Below are 16,965 nucleotides of genomic sequence, written 5' to 3'. Positions count from 1 at the left end.
TTCGTTCCCTCTGTCTCATCCACTTCACTAGCCTTTGTCTTCTTTCCCTCAGTCTCGCTCAACTGTTGCTCTTCCATTTCATTAGCCTTAATCTTCAACTCTTCCGTATTTGCCACAAACAGTTCCCCCACTTCTATTCATTTTTATTCCTATGTATGTATACAAACCAAAAAACGAGGGAACCAATCACCCTCGTCCGTTCCTGATCTTATTCAAAATTCTATCAGTCCCACACTAATCTGCAAAGCGTCGTCCACCTTGCGCATCGTTTCTTCATCCAAATGCGTAATTTTGTCCGTTAGCCGTTGCTTATCGATCGTTCTGATTTGTTCAAGCAGAATCACCGAATCTCGGTCGAAACCATGCGTTTCCGCATCGATTTCCACATGCGTGGGAAGCTTCGCCTTCTGGATTTGAGCGGTAATCGCTGCAACAATCACGGTTGGGCTAAAGCGGTTGCCGATATCATTTTGGATCACTAGAACAGGACGAACCCCTCCCTGCTCCGACCCTACAACCGGCGAAAGATCTGCGAAAAAAACATCACCACGTTTGACAATCACTGCTTACACCCCGCTTACTAAGCGATCAAGCGTACCGTCCGCTTCTTCCTCCGCTTGAAAAGCTTCAGATGCCATGCTGAGATTTATTTTCGCCATCTCCATATACCCACGCTGCATGGATTCGCGTAGACTGCGCTTTTTACGTTCAATTAAATACAGCTTCATTGCCTGGCGAATAAATTCGCTGCGATTCGAATTCTCCTTCTCGACAATACCATCCACTTCTTGCAACAGATTGTCAGGCAAGCTAATCATGATCCTTTTCGTATTATGCGCATTGCTCACACTTTCGCACCCCCAGAAACGATACAAAGACAATATTACCAGTATGTCATTCCAAAAACCAATTTATACAATAGATATATGCATCCAGTATATCAAATATGTTACACACTTGGATATAAGAATCCTACTTACATAGTATTCGATGGTCAATTCGGAAAATCCTCTCCATGCAAAACAAAAAATAAATGGTAATTTAATCTGATATTTTAGTAGCGATGCCGCATGAGAGGATTAATTGCATCTATACGTTTGCCGTCGCGAACATACACGCGAGCAACACGATGTGAAATCATACAAATAATTTCATAGTTAACAGTACCTAGCTGACGAGCTACATCTTCAGCCGTAATGTGTTCTCCGTCTTGCTCCCCAATCACCACAACCTCGTCCAGAGACTGGACATCCGGTACATCCGAGACATTGATCATACATTGATCCATACAGATTTTACCGACGATTGGCACTCTTTTGCCTCGAACAAGAACCTCCGCTTTACCCGAAAGCATCCGAGAATACCCATCCGCATAGCCAATCGGCAGTGTCCCAATTTGTTCATGGCCCTTGGTGTGATAAATCGTACCATAGCTAACTCCAGAGCCTGGAGGCAGCGTTTTAAGATGAACAATCCCTGTTTTGAGACTCAGTACCGGCTTTAACTCAATTTTCGATTGATCGACATCCTCGGAAGGATACAAACCATACATCGAAATCCCCAAACGCACCATCGAATACGTCAATCCCGGCAAATCTATAGCCGCTGCGCTATTGCCTGCATGTATATATGGAAACGTAACACCTTTATCCGTAAAATAGCTCACAATTCGCTCAAAACGGCGATATTGCTCCATTGTATAGCTCTTATCTACTTCATCTGCATTCGCGTAATGCGTGAATAAACCCTCAACTTCCACATTCGGCAGCGTCAACGCTTCCTCAATGAATGGAATAGCATCCTCTTCCGTGTGCAAACCAAGCCGCCCCATGCCAGTATCCAGCTTAATATGGATCTTTAGCTTCTTTTGAAGCTCCTCGTCTTTCATTTGCCCCTGAAAACAAAGCTTTTCGAGAACATCCCTACTATAGACAGCAATCGTCACATCGAGTTCACGCGCTCTATCAACCCCTTCTGGAGGCGTATAGCCTAGTACCAGAATAGGTGCTGTGATCCCTGCATTCCTTAGCTCCAACGCTTCATCAAAAAACGCAACACCCAAGTAATCCACACCCGCATCGAGAGCCTCTTTGGATACTTCAACAGCCCCGTGTCCGTACGCATCAGCTTTAACGACTGCCATCTGTTTCATTCCTGCCGGCAGTACCTTTTGAAAACCTTCAATGTTGCTTCGCAGTGCATCTAACGAAATCTCTACCCACGTGGGACGATAAAAAGCATCCACCAGCGTTCACCTCATTTATCCATTACAAGTAAACCTATGTTAAGCCTAATCACGAAAAACTGTCAACCTTACTTTTGCAGGTCTACAAACAACATTTTTTATATTTCTTGCCACTTCCGCACGGACACGGTTCATTACGACCAGGCCGACGTTCAACCTGAATTGGCATTGGATCTAGCATGCTGATAAACATATCACTAATTGGATCTAGTCGCCCGTTACCACGTGATACTACTGCTTGCTTTCTCTGAGTTTGGAAATAACGAAACACACGGATACCTGATTCCGTTACCGCCATTTGAATGGGAGCTCTTTCGAACGAGTATGTGATTTCTGAATGTGGCATAAACTGAGCTCGAACTAACCCAAAACGCTCCAACACAGGAATTACAGAATGAAGAAACACATCGGTGCTTCCGTTAAAAAGCTCACCCTTTAACTTATTACGAATCCAATCACTATAAGCGTCTTGAGGTTCATCCGCCGGCCACGAGGCAAGAACTTGAGCGATCCGAGCTCTTGAAGCCTGAGTGACTTCAGGTCGGCCTGACTCATTGGATTCCTGTACTTGTGCCCAAGCAACTTTGTTCCATAACGCATCCAGCAGAATAGCTGCCTGTTCCTCATCCGTTAAAGCAAGAAACCCATCCGCCTGGTGCGTGATGACACATTGCTGCTTAATTTCTGCTATTAAACCCAGATGCTGAGATGCATAGAAAAAAAATTGAAATAAAGGAACATTATCTTGGTTCAAAGTCTCTTTATGAAAAAGCTGCCAGCTAAGCTTCTCGTCCAGCTCTTTCCAAAATTTGCGCGGTAAATGTTTTCTTGTAATCGTCAATTTCAAACTCTTGGCATCCTGCACAGCAGTCAGAAACTTTTGAAAATCGGCAACAATTTGAGGCACAGCTGTCTTTTCATCCATCCATTGTTCAAGCAAACTTTTATCTACTGAAATAGGTCTCATCTCAACCTTGATAGGTGCGGATTCAGACGCCTGAAGATCTTTATAAGCCTCAAAATCATTTGAATTATGCCAATCTTCCAAGGCCTGTTCACTATCTGCATCCATATACTGTTCAAAACGCTCTAAGAAAAACTCTTTATTCTTACATACATCTAATATCTCAGCACATTGATTAGCCGAAATCTTTTCAGATTGCAGAAGAAACTGCACCCACTTTTTAATCGAAGGTAAATAAGCACTTATATCAGACTTAGAACTATTCAGTACATTACTGATGTAGAAACGACCAAGAAAATCAATAATTGTCTCGCTACGCAGTTCTTCATAATCAATTTCGTAATTGTCAAAATAAACCGTCGCCATAAATTGCATGCGATCCATATGTTTGTCAATTGTGTCAGCTTTTAATTTGCCTTCATCCGCAAGATACTTGCCGAATAAGGCAATTTCATTTTCCCAGTAATGTTGCTGTTCTTCCATTGTTTGTCTATTCGTTGTTTTCATCAAAGACACTCCAATAACTATTTACTCCAAAGTTGCATTATACCAAAAAAACTCCCTTTATGGGGAGTTGGTTAAATCTTCTTGTTCAAGAATTGGCTAACGTTGCACCTATTTCGTTCTTCACTGCTTCTAATTTATAGATAAAACTCCAAAGGAATTTCTGACTTCCTTCCAGAATATGTACAACTTTTGAGCCTAATGATAGCTTTGCTTGCAGCAGTTTTTGTTCAGAACGAATTTGTTCTGGAAATTGAACTATTTTCAATAAGTCCGTCAAAACAAACGAATTATATGGAAATAAATCCTTCATATGTTTAGCAAAATTATCACCTAACAGTATGTAAGGCTGCTTATCATGCTGTATGTACCAATCAGTATACTCAGGCAACATCCAAATGAAATATAACGGATACTGATGACGTTCAGTTCCCTTGAATTCAAAGATTTTATCTAGATTCTCTAAGGAAAGTTCCATATCAAACATTCGTTTTACATAACTGCTCAGATATTGACGAAGATAATCCAAATATAACATTTTATCCATAGTTTACCTCCTCAAAACATCCTATCATTCGATATGAATTTCTCACCAACAACGGCCCAGTAGTTATTGTCTAAAATTTCGAAGCTTCCCCCGTAACCGTAACGAAACTCTTTATATTTGAATTTAAATTGCTCTATTGAGACAACACCAGATTGTAATATTTCTTTTATATCCTCGATATCCTTATCTAAACCACGACCAAGCTTAATCAAGGCAACATCCAACAACCCTAACGTATACACTAGGATACCTTCAAAATTCGCCTTTAATATCAACCTATTTCGATAATCCTCACAGAGAAAAAGTATATCCTCATTAATGATTTGAATATCATACTTTAAATAGCTCGCCACACGAGTGGTATTGAAAATATCAACATTCGTGGTTTTCCTTTCGGAATCGATTGTGAGAATAATGGAAGCAGCACCAATAACAATAACGGTTGTACCTTGACGAAGTTCTTTGGCAAACATTTCTAATCTGCTTAAAATATCCTCTTTCGCTAGACCGTCATCCTTGTCAAATAGATTGATTAAGTCCATTCTCCCATCACCTCTTGCTACTCATTATACCCGAAAAAATAGTAATAAAAATAAGGAAAGACACCTGCCTATTGCGCAGGGCTTCCCTTTTTTCACATATTCAATTCCTTTTTATTTCCCAGACTGCCCCTCAGTTGCCATAGCGACTTTGATCATTTCATTCGTAGGCAAATCACCAGTCGACAATCTGAATTCTACGCCGTCATTCGTCCAAGTGAGTGTCTTCTTCTCATCCCCTGTGAGCACGCCGATCGTGAATCCAAGATCAACAATCGTACCCGGCTGCAAGGACACTGATTTGGCCTGTGGTCTCACCTCGATAAGACTGAAGTTGTACTTCCCTTTGTATCTCAAAAGGACCGCTGCGTCCTCACCAAGCTTCATATCCGTGATATCCTGCTTCACCACATCTTTTGGCAGGTAGGACGGCTCGATGATACCGATACTCTGCGCTTTGCTTGCCGCGGCAGTTGACTTCGTCGTATCTGTTCCAGGCTTAGTCGCTGTAGCCTTTTGCCCATCTTGAGCTTGGCCAGCTGCTTGATCGGATTGACCGCCTGTTGCTGACAGATTCTTATCAGTTACAGACTTATCACTCGTTGCTGGGTGATTGGCATCCGCAACCCCAGCCATCGTAGGTAAAGACTTCAAATTCCAGCTGGTCATATTGCGCTCCATTTGGAAATAATCCTTGTCGAACTTAGCATCGAATTCAAAATTCGTAAAATTCACCTGAACCAACACATTCTTATTCGCATCCGACACCTGAACCTGCTTAGGCGCGAGTGTCTTCTTATTCAGCCAAATTTTCTGGCGTGACAGCTGCTCATTTTGATAATTGGCGGCAACATCGAACACATACGCATCATTATCCGTCGTAAATTGGCGATCCTTATCGGCAATTATACTCTTCGCAAGAGACTGGAACAGATACACCTGCCCCTGATTCTCCGGCCAATCACTTTGGAAGCGGAAGCTCTTCTTGAGATGCGGCGTCAAAACGAACACGCCCTCCTCATTACGCAGCACGATCTGCGTCACGTCCTTCCCCGCATTCGTAAGTGAAATACGGTAGAAATGTTCCGGCGAGTAAGCCACCTCCACCTGATACTCCTGCGGCTGCTGCCCCGTGTTCAGAATCATGCTTCCTGAAGCCTGATAGCTGCCCGACTTGCTGATCACATGATCCAAATCCTTTACGATAGATCCTGCATCCTTCTTGCCCATCCCGCATCCCGCGAGAACCATTGCTAAGCACATCACCACTGCTACCACCCATGTGACCCGGCGCATTCGATCATCCCCTCACTCATGATTAACATCAACATAGTACATGCATATGAGGGGACTTGGCCGATTATGCAGACGAGTTGGGGCTTGGCCCTGAAAAAGGTTTTATTAAGGGAATTAGTAAACATTTCAGCTGCGTTTCAGATTGTATACATAAATTATTCACAATTCTCTGGCATGATGGTTTGTAGGATCGATACCATGAACCGGAGGAGCTTTTATTGAATAAAAATCAGAGAATCGTGCTTCAAGCTTCACGAGGAGCGGCAGCATTTTTTGTGCTGCTGTTTCACACATCCGCCATGTCCTTCAAGTACTTTCAATACGACTTACTAGGGATTAGTAGCATAGGACGATCGGGTGGTGTAGATTTCTTTTTCGTACTTACTGGTTTTCTACTTTATCATACATATGGCCATAAAATCGGAACCAAAATGAGTGTTCTACCCTATTTATCGAATCGGCTAATACGAATCTACCCTTTCTACTGGTTAATCACACTCGTCGTACTGCCCGTTTATTTTCTGGTCCCGAGCTTTGGCTACGGATATGAGACCCATAAAGATACAATCATCAAATCATTCCTACTGCTGCCTCAAGCTCATGGTCCGGTGCTCCCAGTTGCCTGGTCGTTAAGTTACTTTGTACTCTTTTACTTGGTTTTCAGCCTTCTCATGGCTCTTGGCAAAAAGCCAGCCTATCTCTTCATTTCCATATGGGTAACATTAACCTTCTGCCACATTCTTCATGTACCTCTGATAGGTGCTGATATTGACCGTCATTTCTATTTAAATTTCATCTTCAATGATGTTAATTTAGAATTTATTACTGGCTGTTTATTAGCCAAATGGGCGGAGCATCATAGAAATAAACACTACAAATTGTTGATTGTTATAGGCGTGATTGGCTTTGCGGTAATATGGGTGAACAACAAATATCTTTTTACCCCTTATCACAATTACCAGCTTTACATCATACCAGCTGCATTTGTACTATTAGGCGCTTCATCTGTTCCTGAACAACTCCAGTTGCCTTATTGGGTGGAAATCCTGAGCAAGCTAGGAAATGCTTCCTATACGATTTTGTTAACGCATCTGTTATTTATTTCAATCTTAATGAAGCTGAGTGTGGCGACACATTTGGTTAATCATCTTGGATTTCTATTTACGGATCTAATTATTGTGGCGATGACTATGCCTCTATGCTACGCTTCTTATAAGCTTGCTGAGAAACCGCTTGTTACTGGGCTCAAAAATACAATGAAATTTAGTCCTTCCAAGGCATCTAATCCTGTTTCTTAGGTAAAAAGGCTGCAGTGGCTTTGATTAGCCCATGCAGCCTCTATAAGTGTTAAAAAAGCAATGTAAATTAGCTGCTCTCGTCTTGTAGTAGAGTGAGAACTGAAATTTCTTTGCGACCGCGTATGCGAAAAAATGCAAGATTAGGTTAGCTAATCTTGCTCATTTATTTGACCAATTTGAGTGTGCGTATACTTGCCGGATGCTCCATCATTGGAACAGCAATACCTGCAATCTGCTCAATTTGTTGTATTTGAACTCGTTTGATATCTTGTAAAGTTTCTTCAATTTTTATCAAGCTATTTTCAACACCTGAGAGACGATCCTCTACACCAGTGAGATGATTCTCAACGCCAGTGAGCCGATCCTCAACATTGCCCAATCGCTTGTCTATACTGTCCAACCGATCTTTAATGGCCGTAACATCAGCGCCTATCTCATTCAATCTCCTAAGTATCGCACTTAGAAATTCACGGTCTATAATTTCACTCATCAAGGTTAACCTCCACACCAGAAGCTTTATACATTTCATTATACCCAAGAATTAGTTCAAACGGTATCCCTTCTTCCTTCACCAAAACCATCCTTAAACAGACTTTAAAAGTTAATTCTTAAAAATTAATCTCAGCATCTTTAAGCAGCGGGCTCTTCTGATCCTTATCCGATAAAATTGGTTTATCTGTCGGCCAATCAATGCCAATAGCCGGGTCACTCCACAAGATTCCCCTGTCATGAGCAGGAGAGTAATACTCATCTACCTTGTATAACACTTGAGTTTGGGGCTCCGTCGTACAAAAGCCGTGAGCAAATCCTTGAGGCACAAGCAGCTGGCGCTTGTTAGCCGCACTAAGAGTGACGCCCACCCATTGACCAAAGGTAGAAGAGTTTTTACGTATATCAACAGCCACATCATAAATAGCACCTGAAACAACTCGAACTAGCTTCGTTTGTGCTTTAGGATTCAACTGATAATGAAGCCCTCGCAAAACACCAATTTCTACAGATAAAGAATGATTGTCTTGTACAAAAGGAATATCTATTCCATGCTCCACCAATTTCGCACAATGATAACTTTCCATAAAAAAACCCCGATGATCCCCATGAACATCAGGCTCAATAATAAATAATCCTGGAAGCTTTGTGGCAATAACATTCATCAGCTAGATCACCTCTGAACTAACGTATGCATGATTATTGGTAATTGTCTCTGCCGATGCCAATCAATAGATATACGTAGTCAGCCTCTTTATCCTCCAGATTCCGACATTTTCTTAGACAAAAAAAGAGACTGCTTGGGGCTATAATAGCCCCAGCAGCCTCTTCATTTATGAATTACGTTTTACCACATATACACAACACCGGCAATAATGGCCGCCCAGATCAGGGAGCCGAACACAACACCAACAATCAACCCTTTGCCAACCGACAAATGATCATCCTGGTAAGCGTCTTCATGATCGATCATAAGAATAACCTCCCCGCATACTAAGTATATGCATAGTATGGGGAAGATGTTGACGAATCATGCGGTTGATGCGAAAAAATTTTTAGTACGCATTTTTATTAATAAAACCATTAATAATCGTTCTCCAAATAATTTTAATATCAAATAAAAAAGTCCAATTTTCAATATAGAAAATGTCGTGCTTGATGCGTTCTTCGATAGATGTATCGCCTCGTAAGCCGTTGCTTTGCGCCCAGCCAGTAATACCAGGACGAATATGATGCTTCACCATATACTTCGGAACTTCTTCTTTAAATTGTTCCACGAAATAAGGACGCTCCGGCCTTGGGCCGACGACACTCATATGCCCAAAAAGCACATTAAAAAACTGCGGCAGCTCATCAAGACTCGTTTTGCGGAGAAAGGTACCGACTTTCGTTCGTCGCGGATCATTCTCAACCGTCCACTCCGTATTTGAGGCACTCTCCGCCAACACATTCATACTGCGGAACTTATACATCATAAACCTTCTGCGGTTAAGACCTACGCGCTCTTGCTTGAAAATGATCGGACCTGGAGAAGTAAGTTTAATTGCAATTACTGATGCAATCATAACGGGCAACGTAATGAGAATGGCCACACTTGCGAAAACAATATCGAAAGCTCGCTTGAAAAGTCGATTTCTGAACTCATCCAACGGGATATCACGAACGTTAATCAGCGGCATATCAGCAAAATTATCGAAATAAGGACGAGATGGTAAGAAATCATAAAAGTCCGGTATGATAAGTGTTTTAACTCCAATTTTTTCACACACATTTATAATACTGCCGAACTTACGATGAGCATCTAAGGGTAGAGCGATAATAACTTCATCGATGATGAGATCGTTCAATATGGACTCAAGATCGTCTATCTTCCCGATAATCGGCTTATAGCTCTGGTAAGTGACTTCGTGTTTCTCCTGATAATCATCAAGGAAACCGACTACTTCATATCCTAACTCTGGATGCTGTCTCAGCTTCGTGTAGAATTGCCGACCTAGTGAGCCTGCACCAAGAATTAAAATGAACTGCTTATTATAACCCTTTTGCCGGACTCGCTTTAGTGAGATTTTAATCATATAACGATAAAAACTGATGAAAAGTATATTGTTCACAAGGAATAATAAGAGATAAGAGCGTGAAACGTCGACTTCTTTTAAAATAAACAAAACACTTAACAGCAGCAGCAAGCTGAATATGTGGACTTGGATAATCTTTAAAACCTCATATGAGAACTGCTTCTTTCGTTTAGGTGTATAAAAGTTCATCATATAACTGAGAAAAATGGCTATAATCGCGTAGCTGACACTCCACATTAAGTAATGCTTGATCGGAAGAGGAGAATCGAATGGAATCCAGCCACTTCTAAACTTCAGCCACCATGACAGTAAGAACACGAGCTGAATACAAATGAAGTCGGCAAGTGCATAAAGTTGTGTTAGGAACCCCTGACTCTGTCGAATCAATGTAAATCACCTCGCTGGACGCAGTTTATTTCTTACTAAGGAGAGTATGAATTTTAAGCTAACACCTGCATAAACCATTGCGTTCGTTAGCCAGGAATACTTCTTACGATAATGCTTATTATGAAACAATATCATAGCTCTGTGAAACTCATATATGATCTTAAAAGGCTTCCTACGACTGCTTGCGCCTTTGTGATGGACAATTTGAGTGCCGGGGTAATAATAATTCACCCAACCCGCTTCCTTTATTCTATAACACCAATCTATATCCTCACCATACATAAAAAATTCCTCATCTAGCATCCCCACTTGATCAATCGCCTCGCGGCGGATTAACATGAAAGCCCCAACTAACGAATCGATGGGATAGGCCTCATCCGGACTTAAGTAACCCAGTTGATATTGGTTGAACCGAGGTGTGTTTGGGAATAGTTTAGAGAATCCAAAGGCATAGTAAAAGGACGCTGAAGGCGTAGGAAAGCCCCGCTTACAGGCTTTGTCGAGTGAACCGTCTGGAAGTACGATTTTACAGCCGCTAGCTCCTACGGTAGGGTTCTCGTCCATGAAACGAAGCATGACGTCTAATGTGTCGGATTCGACGATAGTGTCAGAGTTCAAAAGTAGGACGTAACGGCCTTGGGCGATGCGAATGCCCTGGTTGTTGGCTCTGGAGAAGCCTACGTTGTCAGTGTTTGCTATGAAGACCACTTGCGGGTATTGCTCAGTTGTAGCATGGATGATGCCGTCATTTGAGGCATTGTCGATTAAGATGACCTCATATATGTAAGATGTAGCTGACGAAAAAACAGATTCTAAACAAGCTAATGTCAAGTCGCGTGTTTTATAATTTAGTACAATAATACTTAAATCCACTTAAAAACCTCATTTTTATTAATTTCGTTACACTTATTATAACATGGGTTTATAAATTTTAGATTAAAAAAAAGACTAGCTTTATTTAGCTAATCTTACCTGGGTTATTTTACAAACCATCTGTTGATTTCAGAAGTCACTATTTTTTGCTTGCTTTGAATGATCCCTCGCTTTTTTCTTAGCTCTGAATACTTGCGAAAAAAGCTGGACCAAGCTCCAAGCAGCTTTGGTTCCCGCAATAGAGCGTAAACAAAGCTAAGACATTCATATACTAACAGAGGAATGATATGTTTCAACACCAGTGCGATTTGATCGTTTTTAAATATCATTTTATATCGATTAATATACGATAATCTCCTGACAAAAAGCGGCTTACTGCTCCTACCGCCTTCCTTCCAGCCTCGTTCGTGATACGCGACAGCAGATGGCTCATAGTAGGCCTTCCAGCCTAGTAACTGCGCTCGCCAAGCAACATCTACGTCTTCTTTATAAGCAAAAAAGTCCTCATCAAAAAATTCGCCATTCACACTAATGTCATTAATCATTTCGCGAGTATACATGGCAGCGGCACCAGACACACCAAAGACTTCTTCTTTATGCTCGAACTTGTCACTTGTCTGATGTGCACCGCGGTCAAAGGCTCTGCGAGCCTTGTTAATGACTAAGCCCGTACTATCAATGTGGCTATGATCTGCTATAAATAGCAGTTTTCCTGTGGCACTGCCGGCTTTTGTATGATTATTTAAAGATTTAATTGTGTTTAGTACATAATCAGGCTCAAGAACCACATCGGGATTCAGAATTAGACAGTAGTCCGTGTCTGTCATACCTATAGCCTGATTATGACCACCAGCGAACCCATTATTCACTTCGTTTGGAACGATTGTACAATACTCTGACCATTTTGCTAACTTTGTTAACGTATTGTCTTTTGAGGCATTATCGATTACTACTATCTGTTCAATTGGCTGTGATTGCTTAAGAACAGCTTCCAAACAGTCATCAATATATTCAGAACTATTATAAGTAACTATGTGGATACTAACCGTTTTCATCCTTACTTTCTCCTAGCTCCTTCAAAAATGCCCTGAGCCCCTCACGCCAAGGTCGTAAATCCTCAAAACCATTAGCACGGATCGCTCTATGATCCATAGCTGAATTCCGTGGTCTTGGAGCTGGTCGCGGGAATTCCTCCGTCGTACATGATTCTACCTTTATCTTCACGCCACTTTCTTCAAAAATGGCACAAGCAAAGTCATGCCACGAACAAACACCCGAATTAGAAGCATGATATACGCCATAAAGCTCGGTCTGTATGAGATTTTCAAGAAATAAGGCAAGATCCACTGTATAGGTCGGTGAACCAAATTGATCACTGACAACCTTCAAAGAATCTCTGGTTTTTGCCAGATTAAGCATGGTCTTCACGAAATTAGCCCCATACATCCCATAAACCCATGAAGTTCTCACGATAAAATGTTTTGTTGACAACGATTGGACATGCTGTTCGCCAGCACGTTTGGACTTCCCATAGACACTTTGAGGGTTCGTCACATCGTCTTCCACATAAGCACTCTTAGCCGTACCATCGAATACATAATCTGTGCTGATATAGCAAAATTTCGCCCCTATACTTTCTGCAGCCACGACAAGATTCTTAGTTCCATCAGCATTGACTCGATAAGCTTTTGCTTCTTCCGTTTCGGCAAGGTCAACAGCAGTGTACGCAGCACTATGAATGATAACATCTGGCTTCAAAGCTTTTAGAACCTCTAGACATTGACTTTCATTGGTAATATCCAGTTGCTCTCTCCCAAGTCCGTGAACCTCATGCTTAGCTCTTAGCAGTTTTACAACATCTTGCCCCAGTTGACCATTAGCCCCGGTAACTACTATTCTCATTTTTCGACACCAAGTCGTGAGCCATATTGCTCTGCAAAATATTTTTGATATTCACCCGTCTGAATTCGTTTCCACCAGTCTTGATTATCCAAGTACCAACGAATCGTTTCATGAATACCCGTCTCAAAATTATGCTTCGGCTTCCACCCAAGCTCCTCCGTAATCTTCGTTGCATCAATGCCATATCGACGGTCATGACCTGGTCGATCTTTCACGAATTGCATCAAAGACTCTGGTTTACCCAGTTCGCGAAGAATCGTTTGTATTATTTGAATATTCGTTCTCTCGTTATTACCGCCGATATTATAAACCTCACCGTTGATACCCTTATGTAGAACGAGATCAATCGCGCTGCAGTGATCTTCGACATATAGCCAATCTCTAATATTAAGACCGTCTCCGTAAACAGGGAGAGACTTATCGTTCAAAGCGTTCGCAATCATTAATGGTATTAACTTTTCAGGGAACTGATACGGTCCATAGTTATTAGAACAGCGAGTGATGTTAATCGGTAGTCCAAAAGTTTCGTGATAAGCACGCACCAGGAGATCTGAACCGGCTTTACTCGCTGAGTAAGGACTGTTAGGAGATAAAGGAGTTTCTTCTGTGAAAAGACCTGTTTCACCAAGTGTCCCGTAGACTTCATCCGTAGAAACATGGACGAATTTCTTAACGGAATATTTTCTAGCTGCCTCAAGTAAAACTTGCGTACCCAGTACGTTTGTCTTCACGAAAACATCCGGTTCCAAGATACTGCGATCCACATGTGATTCCGCGGCAAAATGAACTACCGTATCGATACCCTGTTCGAACAAACTGTTCACTAGCTCTGCATTTGTGATATCACCTTTAACAAAAGTATAATGGTTATTTTCTTGAATCGATAAAAGGTTCTCTAAATTCCCAGCATAAGTCAAAGCATCGAGATTAATAATTTCGTAGCTAGGATAACGATCCAGCATATAGTGAACGAAGTTGCTGCCGATAAACCCAGCTCCACCAGTTACAAGTACTTTCATGTCTGTATAGCTCCCTATTTAAAAGTTTATTTCCGCATCTTTAAGCAGCGGGTGCTTTTGATCTTTATCAGAAAGAATAGGTTTAGAATTCGGCCAATCAATACCTATAGCTGGGTCGCTCCAAAGAATGCCCCTATCATGTTCAGGGGAGTAGTACTCGTCAACTTTGTAAAGCACCTGAGTATTTGGAACAATTGTACAAAAGCCATGTGCAAAGCCCTGCGGAACAAGCAGCTGACGCTTATTAGCCTCGCTTAGAATAACCCCTACCCATTGCCCAAACGTAGATGAACCCTTACGAATATCTACCGCGACATCATAAATAGCTCCAGTTACCACTCTAACAAGTTTCGTTTGAGCTTTTGGATTCAACTGGTAGTGAAGTCCTCGTAACACGCCGGTTTCCACAGATAAAGAATGATTGTCTTGAACAAAGAGAAAATCAATACCGTGTTCAACAAATTTTGCACTACTATAACTCTCCATAAAAAAGCCCCGATTGTCACCATAGACATCGGGCTCTACAATATATAGTCCTTCTAACTTAGTAGATATAATATTCATCAGTATCAGCACCTCTTACAATTTAAGTTTCCCAAACTCTTCTCCAAAAAACAATTCTTTTGCCAATTCATTGGCTTTAGCTAACGAGGCATGTGTACCTGCATCAGTCCACCAGCCTTTTAAGATATCGTACGTCAGTTCGTTTTTCTGAATGTATGCGTTATTAACATCTGTTATTTCGAGTTCACCACGACCTGAAGGCTTAAGTGTCTTTACAATTTCAAATACAGAACTGTCATACATATAAATACCTGTTACCGCATAGCTGCTTTTCGGTTGTTTAGGCTTTTCCTCAATTGAGATGATCTTCTCTCCCTGTAACTCAGGAACACCGTATCTTTGAGGATCTTTGACCTCTTGAATGAGAATTTTTGCCCCATTTCGTTGAGCATGGAACTTGTTTACAAAAGGAACAATACTCTCTTCAAATACGTTATCGCCAAGAATCACGACTATTTGGTCATTGCCTACGAAGTGCTCAGCGAGGTCTAGCGCTTGTGCGATTCCTCCAGCTTCATCTTGGACTTTATAAGTAAAGGTTACCCCCATCTCACGACCGCTTCCTAAAAGGTTAACTACATCACCCATATGATCTTTTCCAGTGACGATAAGAATGTCATTAATTTCTGCTTCCTTCAACTTTGCAACGGAGTGAAAAATCATTGGGTATTTACCTACAGGAAGTAAATGTTTGTTTGTTACTTTAGTTAAAGGGTACAGTCGCGAACCTGTTCCACCTGCTAGAATAATGCCTTTCATATTTTCATCTCCTAATTAATAAGCTATTTTGATATTAAATAAACACCAAATATTATGGTCGCTACTCCTAACCATCTTGATACTGGGATAAACTCCTTAAAAATAAACATAGATATTATTAATCCTAAAACATATGCAACACTTTGCATAGGATACATATAACTTAACGGTAATCTTGACAACAGGTATAACCAGATTCCAGTTGCTAAAACATAGAGTATCCCACCTGCTATAATCCATGGAGAGAATATTATATTGTATAAATCCTTGGCTTCGTTTAACGGTGTTTTGGTAACACCAACCTTCCAGATAGTTTGACCTATAACAAGTAACAACACGTTCGTTAATAATAATATATTATTCATTTTGACACTCGTTCTCTCTTGAAGATATAATGTTGCCTAATTGCAATATTTCTTCTTTTAATTGTACTTTCTCAAGCTTATTTATTCCTACTTCCTGAGTCAATTGCTTTATTTTGTTTTGAGTATTAGAGATAGTTAACGTAAGACTAAATAGTATGACCATAATTAACAGAATTCCTAATAAAAAAATAGCATTAACTGGTTTTTCAATACCTAACCAATCACTAATAATTAATGAAATACCAGGAAATAAAGCTAAAATTATTGTAGTAATACTAAACAACATCCACAGTAATGAGTATTTAAGTTCCAATTTATATTTTACTATCATATTAATTAACATAAGTAAGCCTAATATTACTATTATTACTAGAAATATTTGCAATTTTATAGATATCATTCTGTGACCTCTTTTTCAACAAAGCTATTAGGCTTCCTTAATATGTCTAACATTATCGCAAGTGATACTTTTATCATATAATATAATGACCCAAATGATTTTATCGATGATTCTCCTCCAACTCTATGTTTCATAATCACGGGTACTTCTAATATTCTCATTCCTATCCTTGATAAATAAACAATAGACTCAGGTTCAGGATAATCAACTGGGTATTTATGGGCAAATAACTTTATTACTTTTTTATTACTTGCCCTGAAACCAGAAGTAGGATCAGTTACTTTTTGATTAACTAGGATTTGAATTAGTTTGCTAAAATATCGAATTCCAATTCTTCTTAGTTGTGTTGATTGAAAACCTTCTTTATTTAGATATCTTGAACCTATAACTAGATCAGCTGCCTCAGATATCAGTGGCTCTAATACATCTTTAATAAATGACGGGTTATGTTGACCATCACCATCGACTTGGATAGCAAAATCATAATTATTATTATAGGCAAATTTATAACCAGTTTGCATAGCACCACCAATTCCTAAATTACATGGTAAATCGATTACTTTAATTTTATTGAGTGCACAAATTTCAGAAGTTCTATCTTTTGAACAATCATTAATAACTAAAAGGTCTATTTTTTTATTGTTCACATGACAATCTTCTAGATCTTTGAGCAATTGTCCGATATTCGCTTCTTCATTATAAGCGGGAATAATTACAAGTATCTTCAAAATCAACCCTC

21 protein-coding genes are annotated in these 16,965 nt (G+C 40.4%); 1 reads left to right on the top strand and 20 read right to left on the bottom strand.

Annotated elements, in window-relative coordinates:
- Nucleotides 1-212: 212 nt before the first annotated feature.
- From ASD40_RS20460 to ASD40_RS20430, 7 genes are all read right to left on the bottom strand, one after another.
- Nucleotides 213-563, bottom strand: a complete 351-nt coding sequence (locus ASD40_RS20460; RefSeq protein ID WP_028553893.1) for a type II toxin-antitoxin system PemK/MazF family toxin — start codon at nt 561-563, stop codon at nt 213-215.
- Nucleotides 564-566: 3 nt separating this feature from the next.
- A complete protein-coding gene (locus ASD40_RS20455; protein WP_028553892.1) occupies nt 567-848 on the bottom strand; it encodes a CopG family ribbon-helix-helix protein in 282 nt (93 codons plus the stop codon).
- 206 nt (nt 849-1,054) lie between these two features.
- Nucleotides 1,055-2,245: an alanine racemase gene (alr, locus tag ASD40_RS20450; protein ID WP_057304980.1), complete on the bottom strand. Its 1,191-nt coding sequence runs from the start codon at nt 2,243-2,245 to the stop codon at nt 1,055-1,057.
- Nucleotides 2,246-2,327: 82 nt separating this feature from the next.
- Nucleotides 2,328-3,716: an SEC-C metal-binding domain-containing protein gene (locus ASD40_RS39255; RefSeq protein ID WP_057304979.1), complete on the bottom strand. Its 1,389-nt coding sequence runs from the start codon at nt 3,714-3,716 to the stop codon at nt 2,328-2,330.
- A gap of 85 nt (nt 3,717-3,801) precedes the next feature.
- On the bottom strand, nt 3,802-4,260 hold the full coding sequence (locus tag ASD40_RS20440; RefSeq protein WP_057304978.1) for a hypothetical protein: 459 nt from the start codon (nt 4,258-4,260) through the stop codon (nt 3,802-3,804).
- Between the two features lie 11 nt (nt 4,261-4,271).
- Nucleotides 4,272-4,802, bottom strand: coding sequence for a DUF6036 family nucleotidyltransferase (locus ASD40_RS20435; RefSeq protein ID WP_057304977.1), 531 nt, complete (start codon nt 4,800-4,802; stop codon nt 4,272-4,274).
- Between the two features lie 111 nt (nt 4,803-4,913).
- A complete protein-coding gene (locus ASD40_RS20430; protein ID WP_057304976.1) occupies nt 4,914-6,095 on the bottom strand; it encodes an outer membrane lipoprotein-sorting protein in 1,182 nt (393 codons plus the stop codon).
- Between the two features lie 218 nt (nt 6,096-6,313).
- On the opposite strand from ASD40_RS20430, the gene ASD40_RS20425 reads away from it, so the two are divergent.
- A complete protein-coding gene (locus ASD40_RS20425; RefSeq protein WP_057304975.1) occupies nt 6,314-7,393 on the top strand; it encodes an acyltransferase family protein in 1,080 nt (359 codons plus the stop codon).
- Between the two features lie 163 nt (nt 7,394-7,556).
- Here ASD40_RS20425 and ASD40_RS20420 read toward each other — a convergent pair whose 3' ends face one another.
- From ASD40_RS20420 to ASD40_RS20365, 13 genes are all read right to left on the bottom strand, one after another.
- Entirely contained in the window at nt 7,557-7,883 is a 327-nt protein-coding gene (locus ASD40_RS20420; RefSeq protein ID WP_057304974.1) for a hypothetical protein, read from the bottom strand.
- Nucleotides 7,884-8,001: 118 nt separating this feature from the next.
- On the bottom strand, nt 8,002-8,547 hold the full coding sequence (gene rfbC, locus ASD40_RS20415; protein WP_057304973.1) for a dTDP-4-dehydrorhamnose 3,5-epimerase: 546 nt from the start codon (nt 8,545-8,547) through the stop codon (nt 8,002-8,004).
- Nucleotides 8,548-8,729: 182 nt separating this feature from the next.
- Nucleotides 8,730-8,855, bottom strand: a complete 126-nt coding sequence (locus ASD40_RS39130) for a hypothetical protein (RefSeq protein ID WP_261302619.1) — start codon at nt 8,853-8,855, stop codon at nt 8,730-8,732.
- An 82-nt stretch (nt 8,856-8,937) separates the two neighbouring features.
- Nucleotides 8,938-10,344, bottom strand: a complete 1,407-nt coding sequence (locus tag ASD40_RS20410) for an undecaprenyl-phosphate glucose phosphotransferase (RefSeq protein ID WP_057304972.1) — start codon at nt 10,342-10,344, stop codon at nt 8,938-8,940.
- Between the two features lie 6 nt (nt 10,345-10,350).
- The gene (locus ASD40_RS20405) at nt 10,351-11,217 is read right to left on the bottom strand and encodes a glycosyltransferase family 2 protein (protein WP_057304971.1); all 867 of its coding nucleotides are present in this window, start codon (nt 11,215-11,217) and stop codon (nt 10,351-10,353) included.
- 104 nt (nt 11,218-11,321) lie between these two features.
- Nucleotides 11,322-12,272, bottom strand: coding sequence for a glycosyltransferase family 2 protein (locus tag ASD40_RS20400; protein ID WP_057304970.1), 951 nt, complete (start codon nt 12,270-12,272; stop codon nt 11,322-11,324).
- Nucleotides 12,259-13,119, bottom strand: a complete 861-nt coding sequence (gene rfbD, locus ASD40_RS20395; RefSeq protein ID WP_057304969.1) for a dTDP-4-dehydrorhamnose reductase — start codon at nt 13,117-13,119, stop codon at nt 12,259-12,261. Before rfbD ends, ASD40_RS20400 begins: the two co-directional genes overlap by 14 nt.
- Nucleotides 13,116-14,138 carry a dTDP-glucose 4,6-dehydratase gene (gene rfbB, locus ASD40_RS20390; RefSeq protein WP_057304968.1) on the bottom strand — a complete coding sequence of 341 codons (1,023 nt, stop codon included), beginning with the start codon at nt 14,136-14,138 and terminating at the stop codon, nt 13,116-13,118. The genes rfbD and rfbB overlap by 4 nt, the downstream gene beginning before the upstream one ends.
- Nucleotides 14,139-14,156: 18 nt before the next feature.
- Nucleotides 14,157-14,702, bottom strand: coding sequence for a dTDP-4-dehydrorhamnose 3,5-epimerase (rfbC, locus tag ASD40_RS20385; RefSeq protein ID WP_057304967.1), 546 nt, complete (start codon nt 14,700-14,702; stop codon nt 14,157-14,159).
- A gap of 15 nt (nt 14,703-14,717) precedes the next feature.
- Entirely contained in the window at nt 14,718-15,461 is a 744-nt protein-coding gene (locus tag ASD40_RS20380) for a sugar phosphate nucleotidyltransferase (RefSeq protein ID WP_057304966.1), read from the bottom strand.
- 23 nt (nt 15,462-15,484) lie between these two features.
- The gene (locus ASD40_RS20375; RefSeq protein WP_057304965.1) at nt 15,485-15,826 is read right to left on the bottom strand and encodes an EamA family transporter; all 342 of its coding nucleotides are present in this window, start codon (nt 15,824-15,826) and stop codon (nt 15,485-15,487) included.
- Nucleotides 15,819-16,226: a DUF2304 domain-containing protein gene (locus tag ASD40_RS20370; RefSeq protein ID WP_057304964.1), complete on the bottom strand. Its 408-nt coding sequence runs from the start codon at nt 16,224-16,226 to the stop codon at nt 15,819-15,821. The genes ASD40_RS20375 and ASD40_RS20370 overlap by 8 nt, the downstream gene beginning before the upstream one ends.
- Nucleotides 16,223-16,954 carry a glycosyltransferase family 2 protein gene (locus ASD40_RS20365; RefSeq protein WP_057304963.1) on the bottom strand — a complete coding sequence of 244 codons (732 nt, stop codon included), beginning with the start codon at nt 16,952-16,954 and terminating at the stop codon, nt 16,223-16,225. The genes ASD40_RS20370 and ASD40_RS20365 overlap by 4 nt, the downstream gene beginning before the upstream one ends.
- Nucleotides 16,955-16,965 lie beyond the last annotated feature (11 nt).

This window comes from Paenibacillus sp. Root444D2, assembly GCF_001426375.1.
Taxonomy (GTDB): domain Bacteria; phylum Bacillota; class Bacilli; order Paenibacillales; family NBRC-103111; genus Paenibacillus_E.
The sequence above is the reverse complement of the archived record's forward strand: the minus strand, read 5'-3'. Positions and strand labels throughout refer to the sequence as shown.

Bases quoted from the DNA above. Each gene is read 5' to 3' on its own strand.
- ASD40_RS39255 (WP_057304979.1), bottom strand. From the start codon at position 3,716: ATGAAAACAACGAATAGACAAACAATGGAAGAACAGCAACATTACTGG.
- ASD40_RS20440 (WP_057304978.1), bottom strand. From the start codon at position 4,260: ATGGATAAAATGTTATATTTGGATTATCTTCGTCAATATCTGAGCAGT.
- ASD40_RS20435 (WP_057304977.1), bottom strand. From the start codon at position 4,802: ATGGACTTAATCAATCTATTTGACAAGGATGACGGTCTAGCGAAAGAG.
- ASD40_RS20430 (WP_057304976.1), bottom strand. From the start codon at position 6,095: ATGCGCCGGGTCACATGGGTGGTAGCAGTGGTGATGTGCTTAGCAATG.
- ASD40_RS20420 (WP_057304974.1), bottom strand. From the start codon at position 7,883: ATGAGTGAAATTATAGACCGTGAATTTCTAAGTGCGATACTTAGGAGA.
- rfbC (WP_057304973.1), bottom strand. From the start codon at position 8,547: ATGAATGTTATTGCCACAAAGCTTCCAGGATTATTTATTATTGAGCCT.
- ASD40_RS39130 (WP_261302619.1), bottom strand. From the start codon at position 8,855: ATGATCGATCATGAAGACGCTTACCAGGATGATCATTTGTCGGTTGGC.
- ASD40_RS20400 (WP_057304970.1), bottom strand. From the start codon at position 12,272: ATGAAAACGGTTAGTATCCACATAGTTACTTATAATAGTTCTGAATAT.
- rfbD (WP_057304969.1), bottom strand. From the start codon at position 13,119: ATGAGAATAGTAGTTACCGGGGCTAATGGTCAACTGGGGCAAGATGTT.
- rfbB (WP_057304968.1), bottom strand. From the start codon at position 14,138: ATGAAAGTACTTGTAACTGGTGGAGCTGGGTTTATCGGCAGCAACTTC.
- rfbC (WP_057304967.1), bottom strand. From the start codon at position 14,702: ATGAATATTATATCTACTAAGTTAGAAGGACTATATATTGTAGAGCCC.
- ASD40_RS20380 (WP_057304966.1), bottom strand. From the start codon at position 15,461: ATGAAAGGCATTATTCTAGCAGGTGGAACAGGTTCGCGACTGTACCCT.
- ASD40_RS20375 (WP_057304965.1), bottom strand. From the start codon at position 15,826: ATGAATAATATATTATTATTAACGAACGTGTTGTTACTTGTTATAGGT.
- ASD40_RS20370 (WP_057304964.1), bottom strand. From the start codon at position 16,226: ATGATATCTATAAAATTGCAAATATTTCTAGTAATAATAGTAATATTA.